General features: G+C 69.7%; 12 protein-coding genes. 7 read left to right on the top strand and 5 right to left on the bottom strand.

Going from position 1 to position 12,619, the window contains the following annotated elements; translation table 11 throughout:
• Positions 1–1,321, bottom strand: a 1,321-nt coding sequence (locus tag J3476_RS04430) for a septum formation family protein (protein WP_207065330.1), incomplete at its 3' end; no start/stop codon positions are given.
• Positions 1,322–1,445: 124 nt separating this feature from the next.
• Here J3476_RS04430 and serS point away from each other — a divergent pair.
• From serS to J3476_RS04415, 3 genes are read left to right on the top strand one after another with little or no spacing between them, the layout of a single operon-like run.
• Positions 1,446–2,705 (top strand): serine--tRNA ligase, encoded by a 1,260-nt coding sequence (serS, locus tag J3476_RS04425; RefSeq protein WP_207065316.1) that lies wholly within the window; start codon positions 1,446–1,448, stop codon positions 2,703–2,705.
• Between the two features lie 17 nt (positions 2,706–2,722).
• Positions 2,723–3,709, top strand: coding sequence for an MOSC domain-containing protein (locus J3476_RS04420; protein ID WP_207065315.1), 987 nt, complete (start codon positions 2,723–2,725; stop codon positions 3,707–3,709).
• Positions 3,706–4,134, top strand: coding sequence for a DUF3592 domain-containing protein (locus tag J3476_RS04415; protein ID WP_207065314.1), 429 nt, complete (start codon positions 3,706–3,708; stop codon positions 4,132–4,134). Before J3476_RS04420 ends, J3476_RS04415 begins: the two co-directional genes overlap by 4 nt.
• Here the strand turns inward: J3476_RS04415 and J3476_RS04410 are convergent.
• Positions 4,131–4,469, bottom strand: coding sequence for a hypothetical protein (locus J3476_RS04410; protein ID WP_207065313.1), 339 nt, complete (start codon positions 4,467–4,469; stop codon positions 4,131–4,133). The two genes, J3476_RS04415 and J3476_RS04410, sit on opposite strands and share 4 nt — an antisense overlap.
• A complete protein-coding gene (locus J3476_RS04405; RefSeq protein WP_207065312.1) occupies positions 4,466–6,028 on the bottom strand; it encodes a Rieske 2Fe-2S domain-containing protein in 1,563 nt (520 codons plus the stop codon). Before J3476_RS04405 ends, J3476_RS04410 begins: the two co-directional genes overlap by 4 nt.
• Before the next feature lie 135 nt (positions 6,029–6,163).
• Here J3476_RS04405 and J3476_RS04400 point away from each other — a divergent pair, with 135 nt between their 5' ends.
• From J3476_RS04400 to J3476_RS04390, 3 genes are read left to right on the top strand one after another with little or no spacing between them, the layout of a single operon-like run.
• Complete coding sequence (locus tag J3476_RS04400) at positions 6,164–6,952, top strand: 1-acyl-sn-glycerol-3-phosphate acyltransferase (protein ID WP_207065311.1); 789 nt, start codon at positions 6,164–6,166, stop codon at positions 6,950–6,952.
• A 7-nt stretch (positions 6,953–6,959) separates the two neighbouring features.
• Positions 6,960–7,706, top strand: coding sequence for a 1-acyl-sn-glycerol-3-phosphate acyltransferase (locus J3476_RS04395; RefSeq protein ID WP_207065310.1), 747 nt, complete (start codon positions 6,960–6,962; stop codon positions 7,704–7,706).
• Positions 7,703–8,515, top strand: coding sequence for an HAD family hydrolase (locus J3476_RS04390; RefSeq protein ID WP_207065309.1), 813 nt, complete (start codon positions 7,703–7,705; stop codon positions 8,513–8,515). The genes J3476_RS04395 and J3476_RS04390 overlap by 4 nt, the downstream gene beginning before the upstream one ends.
• 7 nt (positions 8,516–8,522) lie before the next feature.
• Here J3476_RS04390 and J3476_RS04385 read toward each other — a convergent pair whose 3' ends face one another.
• Positions 8,523–10,094, bottom strand: coding sequence for an N-acetylmuramoyl-L-alanine amidase (locus J3476_RS04385; RefSeq protein ID WP_373889021.1), 1,572 nt, complete (start codon positions 10,092–10,094; stop codon positions 8,523–8,525).
• Positions 10,095–10,293: 199 nt separating this feature from the next.
• Positions 10,294–11,184, bottom strand: a complete 891-nt coding sequence (locus tag J3476_RS04380; RefSeq protein WP_207065307.1) for a hypothetical protein — start codon at positions 11,182–11,184, stop codon at positions 10,294–10,296.
• A gap of 217 nt (positions 11,185–11,401) precedes the next feature.
• On the opposite strand from J3476_RS04380, the gene glf reads away from it, so the two are divergent.
• Complete coding sequence (gene glf, locus J3476_RS04375) at positions 11,402–12,619, top strand: UDP-galactopyranose mutase (RefSeq protein WP_207065306.1); 1,218 nt, start codon at positions 11,402–11,404, stop codon at positions 12,617–12,619.

The following is a 12,619-nucleotide window of genomic DNA, read 5'->3' as shown; positions in this document are numbered from 1 at the left end:
GCGCATCGGCGGGCGGGGGCGCCGCGACGTCACCGGGCGGTGGCAGCGGCGGCGGCGGCGGACCGTTGAGGAACGTGTTGCCGCTCGGGGCGGGGCCGTCGGCCGGGGGAGCCTGCTCGGTTTGCGGGGCCCCGCCACCGGTGGCCAGCTGCGGCAGATGCTGGGTCTGATCGCTCTGGCTGTCGCTGGACTGGGACCCCTGCGACGACTGAGATCCCTGCGAGGACGACTGCGAGGACTGCGACGACGACTGGGACGGGGATTCGTCGGGGATCGGGATGGGCGGCAGGTTGAGCCGCTCGGCCGGGATGTCCGGCGGCGGCACCGGCGGCTGACCGTTGATCAACAGCGGCCCCTTCGCGCTGTTGAGCAGCGTGGACCAGCCACCGTTGCCGAGCGTCGCGCCGATGCTGCAGGAGACCTGGCGGCTACCCGCCGACCAGCTCGGCAACGAGATGGTGCTGTACACCAGGGTCAGCGTGGTCTCGCGCAACTCGATCGGGGCCAGGTAGGCGTCGGTGATCTTGGTGCAGGTGTCCTTGATGAACGTGTCCTGCTCCGGCTCGGGCGGCAGCGCGTCGGGGAAACGCTCGGCGAGGTTCACCGCGCCGGTGACCTCCATCGCGTGCGGGGCTGCGCAGTCGACCGGGATGTCGGTCGGCTGATTGGTGGCCGGGTCGATGCCCAGACAGGTTCCGGGGGGCCACACCTTGGACTGGTCGATCTCGGCGACCTTGCCGGTGAACGTCAGCTGCTGGTTGTTCGGACCGGGTAACTGCAGGCCGCACAACATCCGGCGCTCCCCGGTGGTGCGCCAGGCCTTCTCGCCGGACCAGAGCATGCTGATGGTGAACCGGCTGTTGGGGTCGAAACGTTGGCCGAGATAACGCTTCACCGCCGCCGAGCACTGTTCCTGGCTGATCTGCTGGATGCGCGCCGCGGACGGCGGGGGCGCCTCGGGGCCGTATTCGCTGCCGGGGAAGGTGCGCATGTCCACCGACTCGGCGACCTCGAACCGGTGCTCGGCGGCGCAGTCGACGATCTCGGCGGCATCGGGGGTGCGCTCTGGCCAGCTGAGGCAGTCGCCTGCCTTCGCGTGATCGAAGGTGTCGTTGCCGCGTGGGCCCAGCGAGATCGCGTTGGCGGTCAGCCCGCTGCTGCGCTCGGACTGCGGGAGCGCGGTGATCACGCCGGCGATCAGCAGTCCGCCGAGCGCGGTGAGCAGCAACGCGCGCCGGGTCGACTCCGCCTGCAGGCTGCGCCACCACCGCGCTTTCGGCGCCTGCGCCTGTCCGTGGTTCGCCCCGGATTCGTCGTGCATGTGTTCGGGTCCCTCCGCCATCGCGCTCCATTGTGACAGGCGTGTCAGGTGCTGTGCCAAGAGATGCAGTTGTAACGTGATGCGGTTGTGCCGGGCGGGGTGCTCACCCCGTAGGGTTCTGGCCGTGATCGACCTCAAGGTGCTTCGCGAAAACCCCGATGTGGTGCGGGCCTCGCAGCAGGCCCGCGGGGAGGACGCCGGTCTCGTCGACGCGCTCGCCGCGGCCGACGCCACCCGCCGGGCGGCGATCTCCTCGGCCGACAACCTGCGCGCCGAGCAGAAATCGGCGAGCAAGCAGATCGGCAAGGCGTCTGCCGAGGAGCGGCCCGCTCTGCTGGCCGCGGCCAAGGACCTGGCCGAGAAGGTGAAGGCGGCCGAGGCGGCGCAGGCCGAGGCCGAGCGCGCCTACACCTCGGCGCACATGGCGATCTCGAACGTCATCATCGACGGTGTGCCCGCCGGCGGCGAGGACGACTTCGTGGTGCTCGACACGGTGGGCGAACCGCCGGCGATCACGGACCCCAAAGACCACCTCGAGCTCGGGGAGTCGCTCGGGCTGATCGACATGGAGCGCGGTGCGAAGGTGTCCGGCTCCCGCTTCTACTTCCTGACCGGTGTCGGAGCACTGCTGCAGCTGGGACTGTTCCAGCTCGCGGTGCGCGTCGCGGTCGACAACGGGTTCACGCTGATGATCCCGCCGGTGCTGGTGCGGCCCGAGGTGATGGCCGGCACCGGGTTCCTCGGCGCCCACGCCGACGAGGTGTACCGCGTCGAGGCCGACGACCTCTACCTGGTCGGCACCTCGGAGGTCCCGCTGGCCGGCTACCACGCCGACGAGATCCTGGACCTGTCGGCGGGACCCAAGCGCTACGCCGGCTGGTCGTCGTGCTTCCGGCGCGAGGCCGGCAGCTACGGCAAGGACACCCGCGGCATCATCCGAGTGCACCAGTTCGACAAGGTCGAGGGCTTCGTCTACTGCCGTCCCGAGGAGGCCGAGGCCGAGCACGAGCGGCTGCTGGGGTGGCAGCGCCAGATGCTGGCCCACATCGAGGTGCCCTACCGGGTGATCGACATCGCCGCCGGGGACCTCGGGTCGTCGGCGGCGCGGAAGTTCGACTGCGAAGCCTGGGTGCCGACTCAGAAGACCTATCGCGAGCTGACCTCCACGTCGAACTGCACGACGTTTCAGGCGCGGCGGTTGGCGGTGCGCTACCGCGACGAGAACGGCAGGCCGCAGACCGCCGCGACGCTCAACGGGACGCTGGCCACCACCCGCTGGCTGGTGGCGATCCTGGAGAACCACCAGCAGCCCGACGGCAGCGTGCGGGTTCCCGCGGCGTTGGTGCCCTACGTGGGCGCCGAGGTGCTGACCCCGGCGCGCTGAGCCGGTTAGGGTTGCCCATGACCGCGTCGGTGGTGCAGTTGTGGCGTTTCCCGGTGAAGTCGATGGCCGGTACCCCGGTCGACCGGCTCCGCATCGACCGTCGCGGCGTGCATGCCGACCGGCTGTGGGCGGTCCGCGACGTGGAACGTGACATCACTGCGTCGGCGCGCAAAGTGCCCGCCCTGCTGGGCTGTTCGGCGCGCTACGCCGCCGAACCCGGACCTGACGCCGGACCGGGCAATGCCCCCGAGGTCATCATCACGCTGCCCGACGGCACCGAGGTGTCCAGCGCCGATCCCGGCGTCGACGCTGCGCTGTCCGCGGTGGCCGACCGTGAGGTGCGGCTGACGTCGCTGCCGGCCGCCGACGACGTCAGCCTGCACCGGCTGTCGATTCGCCAGAGCCGTGCCGGTTTCGCGCCCAGCGAGGTGCGCAGCGACTTCGGTCTGTCGGATACCGAGGCGCTGCCCGACACATCGGTGTTCTCCACCAGGCAGATGCTGACGTTGGCCCGCTTCGCCACCCCGCCGGGGACATTCGTCGATCTCAGCCCGGTCCACCTGCTCAGCACCACCAGCCTGGCGTCGCTGGCCGGTGAGGGCCTGCCCTACGACGTACGTCGATTCCGGCCGAATGTGCTCGTGGACGTCACGCAGCCGGGCGGCGGCTACCCCGAGAGCGGCTGGGTCGGCGCGGAGGTCACCGTCGGTGCGGTGACGGTGCGGGTGACCAATCCGACGATCCGGTGCGTGGTGCCGACCCGGGCCCAGCCCGGGCTGCCACCGGATCGCGCACTGACCAGGCGCCTGGCGCAGGCCACCGACCGATTTCTCGGGGTCTACGCCGACGTCACCGGTCCCGGTGTGGTGCAGGTGGGCGACCCGGTCCAGGTCGATGTGCCCGCTCCGGCCGGGGTGTGGCGCCGGACCGCGTCGGCGGCGGGGCAGGCCACGATGCGGGGACTGCAGAGCGTGCTGGAAGCGACGCTGCTGCGCGGGCGATGACGCCGCCGCGGTACTGGGCGCTGCTGCTGTGGGCGGTCACCGCCGCAGCGCTGTTCGCGGCGCTGCTGCTGGCCGCGTTCAGTTACGGGACGTGGGCCTACGGCCGGTACCTGGACCGCGACGGCCTGGCGACCCAGGCGAGGGTCGTCGACAGCGACGTCACCTCGGTCTCGGTCGAGTTCGCCAACTATCGCGGGTCCCGGTCGGTGGCCGTGGTGCGGTGGTGGGCGCCGGGGGCACCGGGGGTCGGTGACGAGATCGCCGTCGTCTACGACCCGTGGGATCCGCGCGACGCGGTGCGTGCCGGCCGTCCGGAAAATCGAGCGGTGGCGATCGGTGCCGCGGCGGGGTCGGCCGTCATGGTCAGCGTCGCCGTCGGGGCGGGCGTGGGCGCCGGCCTGATCCACCGCGCGCGGCGGTCTTAACTCGGCAGCAGATCGTCGAGCAGGGCCAGGAACTCCTTGGGGCGCACCGGGGTACACGCCGGGTCGGGGAACGAACCGGCGACGTCGAAGGTCACCAGCGTCGATTTGATCGGCCGGTAGATGTCCAGCGGCAGCCAGCGGCGCAGATCCGAGCTGCCCCACAGGCGGAACCGCTGCAGGAACAACCCCAACGGCTCGGCCCGGTAACTGCGGATGTCGCGCAGCGGGATGACTTTCGAGGTGCCGGACGGAAAGTGGTAGCGGCGCAACGTCAACGCCTCCCGATCCAGTTGGATCCGGCCGTCGTCGTAGAACTGCCGCGCGGGCGCGCTCATGCCTTGGCCGACCGCAACTCGTGGCCCTTGGTGGTCAGGCACCGTCCGTTGGTCAGATTCCACTGCCACCCGTGCAGGTTGCAGGTCAGCGTGGTGCCTTCGACGACACCGAACTTCGACAGGTCGGCTTTCAGGTGCGGGCACCGGCGCTGGATCTCCCAGCCGTCCAGCGTGATCGACGCGCTGTCGTCGTGCGCCTCGGCGAACCACCCGTCGGCGTAGGCGATCCGTTCGTCGGTCAGGCACTTGAAGAACGTGTAAAGATACTCGTTGTAACCGCCCACCCGCCAGGCGGTGAATCGGGTGGACAGGAAGATCGTGTTCACCCAGTCCGGTTCGCGGTCGCGCAGCACGGTGCGCACCAGCTCCGGCGCGATCGCGAAACCGTAGCGGAACTTCTCATCCGCAATGGGTTCGCGCACAGCGCGTTTCGGAAAGTCGATGACCACGGTTTCCGAGTGGCCGGAACCGTCGAGCCGCAGCTCCACCGGGTATCCGATGCCGTCGCAGATCTGATCGCTCTGCACCATGATCGGCTCGAACAGCTCGCGCAGCGGTTCGAGGAGCGGCTCGCCCTGCGCGGGTGCCCACCGGGCCTTCTCGGCGGCCAGCACCGGCGCCATCCGCTCGGCGTAGTCGGCGATGTAGTCCGCCTTACCGGTGGTGAAGATCGCCTCCACGTCGCCCTCAGGTAGCGGGTGGGTGAGCGAATCGAGCTGTGCGCCGCGGAAATCGGCGGTGGAGCCGGGGATCATCAACAACCCGCCGTGGTGGTCGTGCGCCCGCATCTCCTCGAGGAAGACCATCTGGTCGGGGAAGATGTTGGCGGGGTCGCCGTGGTCGTCGTTGAGGTCGCGCAGGTCCGGGTCCAGGAAGCAGGGCGGCCCGGCCGACGGGATCACCCACGTGGCGCCGACCTGGGCGATGTACTGGCGGCAGCGGTCCATCTGGCGCTGGCGCTTCTGTGTTCCGAACGCCTCCTTGGCGCGGGCGGGCATCTCGTAGACCATCGGGTACCAGATGGCTCCGGAGTACTGCAGCATGTGCACGTCGATCTGGCCGAAGTCGGTGTGGAGCACGTCGAGGTCCACCGGCCGCGCGTCGTTCATGTTGAACGCGACCGTCTCGCCGTCGTCGACGACCAGTCCCGAGTCCCCGATGGGCCCGTCGGCCGGGGCGCGCAGCGCGATGATCATCACGTCCAGGTCGCCCTTGGGTCCGCTCACCCGGTGCTTGACCGAGTCGGTGGTCTCGAAGAACCGGGAGAATCCGAGTCCCTCCAGTTCGCGACGCAGGTCCGGCACCGGGAAATCGGGGAGCAGCACCACAGCGTCCTTGTTGACGTGCTCACGCAGGTTCTGCGGATCGAAGTGATCCTTGTGCAGGTGGGAGACGTAGAGGTAGTCGACGTCGCCCAACGCCGCCCACTCCAACCCGCTGTTGTCGGGGAACGGGAACCACGACGCGAAGTAGGCCGGGTTGACCCACGGGTCGCACAGGATGGACCCGGCCTTGGTGTCGATCCGGAATCCGGCGTGTCCGACGCTGGTGACCTGCACAAATACCCCTTCGATACGCCCTCGACGACGCTGTCGCGGATCGTCTGAACAGCTGCGTACTCCGCATCGCAGCTTAGTCCTGTCCGATGGGCCCCGTCGTTCTGGTGAGCCGGTCGTCGGATTACGCTGGCGGCTGTGGAACCGGTATACGGCACAGTCATCCAGCTGGCCCGGTTGGTCTGGCGCGCCCAGGGGCTGACGTTCACCGTGACCGGTGTGGAGAACCTGCCGCGCACCGGTGGTGCCGTGGTCGCGATCAACCACACCAGCTACTTCGACTTCACCTTCGCCGGGTTGCCCGCCTACCGGCAGCATCTGGGCCGCAAGGTGCGTTTCATGGCCAAGAAAGAGGTCTTCGACCACAAGATCACCGGGCCGATCATGCGCAGCCTGCGCCACATCGAGGTCGACCGGGACAGCGGGGCGGCGTCGTTCGAAGCGGCGTGCCGCATGCTCAAGGAGGGTGAGCTGGTCGGCGTCTACCCCGAGGCGACCATCAGCCGCAGCTTCGAGATCAAACAGTTCAAATCCGGGGCCGCGCGGATGGCGATCGCCGCCGGGGTGCCGATCGTGCCGCACATCGTCTGGGGTGCCCAGCGGATCTGGACGAAGGGGCACCCGAAGAATCTGCGCCGGCCCAAGGTGCCCATCTCGGTGGCCGTCGGCAAGCCGATCGAGCCGACACTGCCGGCAGAGGAATTGACCGCGTTGCTGCACTCGCGGATGCAGCACCTGCTCGAGCAGGTCCAGGATGCGTACGGCCCGCACCCGCCCGGCGAGTTCTGGGTTCCGCACCGGATGGGCGGCGGGGCGCCGTCGCTGGCCGAGGCCAACCGGATGGACGCCGAGGAAGCAGCGGCCAAGGCCGCGCGACGGGCGCAGCCGCCGCAGGCGGGTGACGGTTCCACCGGGGCGCCGGGCTAGGCGCGCCATGGAGCCGGTCTTCCGCACGCTGGAGATCGCGGCCCACGCGGTGGTCCGGGCCACCGGAACGCGGATCACCTACCACGGGCTGCACCACCTGCCCAGGTCAGGTGGTGCGGTCATCGCCATCAACCACACCGGCTACGTGGACTGGCTTCCCGCGGCGCTGGCCGCCGAGAACCGGGGTCGCCGGATGCGGTTCATGATCAAGGCCGAGATGGCCGATGTGTCGGTCATCGGCTGGCTGATCCGGCACACCAAGACCATTCCCGTCAACCGGCAGGCCGGGGCCGAAGCGTTCGCCGCGGCCGTGCAGGCACTGCGGGACGGTGAGATCGTCGGGGTCTATCCGGAGGCCACGATCAGCCGCAGCTTCGAACTCAAGGAGTTCAAGACCGGTGCCGCCCGGATGGCGCTGCAGGCGCAGGTGCCGATCGTCCCGCTGGTCGTCTGGGGCGCTCACCGGAAATGGACCAAAGACCACCCGCGGGCGCTGGGCCGGACCAAGACCCCGGTCAGCGTCGCGGTGGGCGATCCGCTGGCGCCTGAGGGCAGTGTGGAGGCGCTCGACGCCGCCCTGCGGGCGGAGATGACGCGTCTGCTGCATGATGTGCAAGCCGGTTATCCCCGGCCGAAGGGAGCGTTCTGGGTGCCACGCCGACTGGGCGGCTCTGCGCCGACCCCCGAGCAAGCCAAGGTCCTCGACGCCGAGGAGCTCGCGGAGCGGGCACGCAGGCGGGCCGAGCGCCCATGACCCCTGAGCTCATCGCCACCGATGTCGACGGCACACTCCTCGACGACGACGAGAAGGTCACTGCCAGGACCCGGTCGGCTGTGCACGCCGCGGTCTCGGCGGGGGTGCAGTTCGTGCTGGCCACCGGCCGGCCGCCGCGCTGGGTGACGCCGATCGTGGATCAGTTGGGCTTCGCTCCGATGGCGGTGTGCGCCAACGGCGCGGTGCTCTACGACCCGTCGGCCGACAGGATCGTCTCGGCGCGCACGTTGTCCGCCGAGGCGCTCGCCGGCCTCGCCGAGATCGCCACGCGGGTGATCCCCGGCGCCGGGCTCGCCGTGGAACGGGTGGGGCGCTCGGCTCACGACGCCGCGACCCCGCAGTTCGTCAGTTCGCCCGGCTACGAGCACGCCTGGCTCAACCCCGACAACACCGAGGTGTCGGTCGAGGATCTGCTGAGCGCCCCGGCGGTCAAGCTGCTCATCCGCAAGGCCGGGGCGCGCAGCGCCGACATGGCGGCGGCGCTGCTCGAGCACATCGGCACCGAGGGCGACATCACGTACTCCACCAACAACGGGCTGATCGAGGTGGTGCCGCTGGGCATCAGCAAGGCCACCGGGATCGAGGAGGTGGCCCGCCCGCAGGGTATCGAGGCCGCCGCGGTGGTCGCGTTCGGTGACATGCCCAACGACGTGCCGATGCTGGGCTGGGCCGGACTGGGCGTGGCGATGGGCAATGCCCACCCGGACGCGGTCGCGGCGGCCGACGAGGTGACGGCCACCAACGCCGACGACGGGGTGGCGCGCGTTCTGGAGCGGTGGTGGCCCTGAGCGGCGGTCAGGCCGGGTTGGTCGGCGGGGTGAACCGCTCCAGCTGAATCGGCGCGAAGCCGGACTCGGTGCTCGGCAGTTCGACGGGAACGCCGTCGAGGACGCGGACCACGGTGCCCTTCTCGCGATCGAAGTTCAGGGTGCCGTGCTGGAAGTTCTGCACGATCCACTGCGGTTCGGCGATCTCGGAGCTGGTCGGCAGCCCCAGCGCGCCACGCTCGAAGCCCAGCGATCCCCAGACGGTGTAGATCTCGCCGGTGATCGGTTCGGCCCCGGTCTCCGGGGACCAGTACATGGCGCCGCGTTCGAACGTGACATACCGGCTGGTGCCCTGCCCGAACGCCTCGGGAGACGTTGGCCAACCGAGGTAGCTGTCCTTGCCTCCGAGCGCCTCCCATTTGGCGAAGATCGCTCCGCCGCGCAGCTGCTCGGCCAACTGCGACGGACCCGGGGGATCGTTGAACCGGGCGGCGATGTCGCGGATCTGCCCCATCAGCGCGTAGGCCGCGTCGCCCGGGCATTCGGTGATGCCGACATCGCGGTGGGTGAAGATGGTCGGCAGCGTGATGGGAGCACCGAGCGGGAACTTGGTGAACGAGCCGCCCTCCGAGGGCAGCACGACCGTCCCGAGCGGATCGACACCGGCCACCCCCAGTACCCAGCCGAGCAGGCGGGCGGTGGTGCGCAGCTGGATCGGGGTGGGCGGGTCGACCTCGAAGTCGCCGAGCATCGCCACGCCCCAGGTGTTGTGGTTGAACCCGCCGGTGTGTGCGCCCTCCACCGGTCGGGCCATCCCGCCGGCGCGGCCTTCGAAGACCTGTCCGTATCGGTCGACCATCGCGTTGTAGGCGATGTCGCACCAGCCCAGCGTGCGGGTGTGGTACTCGTAGATCGACCGGATGATCCCGGCGGAGTCCTGCGGCGTGTAGTCGTTGCTGCCGGCGGTGTGGTGCACGACGCCGGCCTGGATGCGGGCGTCATATCGGGGCTGCCCGCAGCGCATCGATTCGTCGGCGCCCCATTGGCTTCGACCGATGATGGCCGGCGGGCGTCCCGGCGGAGTGGCCGCGTTGGGCAACGGCGCCAGGTCGGCGGGTGCCTGCGGAGGGCTGATCAGCACCGCGTTGATGTTCTGGCCGAACGGCTGCTCGGTGGTGGCGGGCACGTAGCCGAGCTCGGGCCGGTCGTCCCCGGAATCGTCGCGGCGGGGCGGGGCGGGCGAGGTCTGCGGGGCGTCGGCCGGTCGGGTCACGGCGATCTGGACCGTGGTGGTGCGGCCGACGAAGACGGGCTCGGTGCCGCGGGGGCCGGGCAGATCGGCGCCCACGCCCTGGAGTTGTTCGGTCTCGTACCAGGGCCCCCAGGAACCGTCGGCCTTCTTGGCGCGCACCCGCGCGCTGGTGGCTGTCAGGTCCGCGGCGGTGAGCGCCACCAGGGAGAACGGGGTGTCCTGGTGGATCTCGCGGATCGTCTCGCCGCCGCCGAGGTCGGCCAGGGGTTGCTGGACCATCGTGGGCGCGGCCACGGCCGGCGTCTCGGAGTCCTCCGGAATGCCGTTGATCGCCCAGGGCAGCAGCATCACCGTCGCCGCTATCGCGGTGAACAGGATCGATGGTGCGGGTCGGCGGCACGGCACAGGGCGATGTTACGTATGTGCTAGATGGTGCTGGTGTTTCGACACGGCAAAAACGGGTACCAACTTCGACCGGCAACGGCACCGCAGAGCGGATGCTTCTGCGGTGCCGTCAGGGGGCAGGACTTCGTTGTCCGCGTGCCGGTTACAGACCAGGGGTGACAGCGGCCTCCGCCGGAAGTGCGGCGGCCTCGGCGGCCGCCCCGGCGATCGGTGCCGCGGCTTCGGCCGGTGGCTTGACCGCAGACATGATCGCGGGCATCACGATGCCCTTGAGCAGGTCGATCGCCTCACCGGCGCCGAGGGAGTTCGCGGCGCTGGTCAGGTCACCGAGCAGGCCCCCACTGGCCGGTGCCACCGGGGCCGCCAGCGACGGATCGCCGAGGATCGGGTAGGCGCCCAGCGCGGGATCCAGACCGACCGGCGCCGAGATCGGGATCTCGCCGGTGGCGGGCAGTGCCGAGGTGGAGATCGGGGCCGCACCCAGCGTCGGGTCGGTCAACGCGGGGGGTGTGCTGAGTCCGGGCACGGTCACCGCCGGATCGGTCAGCGTCGGCGTCACGCCCGGGGTGGTCAGTCCGCCGGGGGCGGTCAGGTCCGGAGAGGCCAGCGCAGGGTCGGTCAGCGTGGGGGCGACACCGGTGGGGCTGGTCAGGCCGGGGTTGGTCAACGCGGGATTGGCCAGGCCCGGATCGGTCAGCGTCGGTGCGGTCAGACCGGGGGTGGTCAGCGCGGGCGCAGTCAACCCCGGGGTGCCCAGGCCGGGCGTCACCGTCGTCGGTGCCGGGCTGGTCCCGGTCAGCAGGCCGGTCGGCATCGGCGGCAGGTTGATGCCGAATTGCGAAAGGCCCTGCGACAGGGCGTTCATCAACTCGCCGGGCAGGTCGGTGATGCTGGCGGCCTGGACGAACTCGCGGTGCTGCGGCTGACGCTCGGAGATGTCGGACAGGGCCACGACGGCCACTGGACTCGCGACTGCCAGCGCGGCGACTGTGCTCAAGGCGGTCGAGAGCCGGCGTCGACGTCGGTTCGGCACGGAAGTCTCCTCAATATCTGGACGTAAAGATGCAGCCCTCCTGCCGCGGCCAACCGGTGCGGTGACCGTCGGGGAGCGTCTGGATCTTCGTACGACCTCGATGTTAATGAAGTGAATGCTGTGACTAGAGTGACGATGCGGAATCGTGAGCTAATTGCGACCTGCGCGGCTCGGCCTACTCGGGGCCACCACCGGCGGTCGGATACCCTTGCTGCCGATGACAGCTCTGCCCCAGCCCGATCAACACTGGGACCTCTTCGTCGTCGGCTCCGGTTTCTTCGGCCTGACGATCGCCGAACGGGCGGCCACGCAGCTGAACAAGCGCGTCCTGGTCCTCGAGCGACGTTCCCACCTCGGCGGCAACGCCTACTCGGAAGCCGAGCCCGAGACCGGTATCGAGGTGCACCGCTACGGCGCGCACCTGTTCCACACCTCCAACCGGCGGGTGTGGGACTACGTGCGCCAGTTCACCGAGTTCACCGGCTACCAGCACCGGGTGTTCGCCCTCTACAACGGCCAGGCCTACCAGTTCCCGATGGGGCTGGGGCTGGTCAGTCAGTTCTTCGGCCGCTATTTCACCCCCGACGAGGCGCGCGCGTTGATCCGCGAGCAGGCTTCGGAGATCGAGACCGAGGACGCGCAGAACCTGGAGGAGAAGGCGATCTCGCTGATCGGCCGCCCGCTCTACGAGGCGTTCGTCAAGCACTACACCGCCAAGCAGTGGCAGACCGATCCCAAGGAACTGCCCGCCTCGAACATCACCCGGCTGCCGGTGCGCTATACGTTCGACAACCGCTATTTCAACGACACCTACGAGGGCCTGCCGGTCGACGGGTACACCGCCTGGCTGCAGAACATGGCCGCCGACGAGCGCATCGAGGTGCGGTGCGACACCGACTGGTTCGACGTGCGTGACCAGTTGCGGGCCGCCAACCCCGACGCGCCGGTGGTCTACACCGGCCCCCTGGACCGCTACTTCGACTACGCCGAAGGCCGGCTGGGGTGGCGCACGCTGGACTTCGAGCTCGAGGTGCTGCCGACGGGTGATTTCCAGGGCACACCGGTCATGAACTACAACGACGCCGACGTGCCCTACACCCGGATCCACGAGTTCCGGCATTTCCACCCCGAGCGCGACTACCCCACGGACAAGACCGTGATCATGCGCGAGTACTCACGCTTCGCCGCCGACGACGACGAGCCCTACTATCCGATCAACACCGAGGCCGACCGCGCCCTGCTGGCGGCCTACCGGGCCCGCGCCAAGGCCGAGTCGGCCGAGGCCAAAGTGCTGTTCGGTGGGCGGCTGGGCACCTATCAGTATCTGGACATGCACATGGCCATCGCCAGCGCGCTGAACATGTACGACAACGTGCTCGCGCCCCACCTGCGCGACGGGGCGCCGCTGGCCGGCGCCGAGACAGAAAGCAGTTGA

Origin of the sequence: Mycobacterium sp. PO1, assembly GCF_017312405.1 — a bacterium.
Taxonomy (GTDB): domain Bacteria; phylum Actinomycetota; class Actinomycetes; order Mycobacteriales; family Mycobacteriaceae; genus Mycobacterium.
Note: the sequence above shows the minus strand (reverse complement) of the source record. Positions and strands in the feature narration are given on the sequence as shown.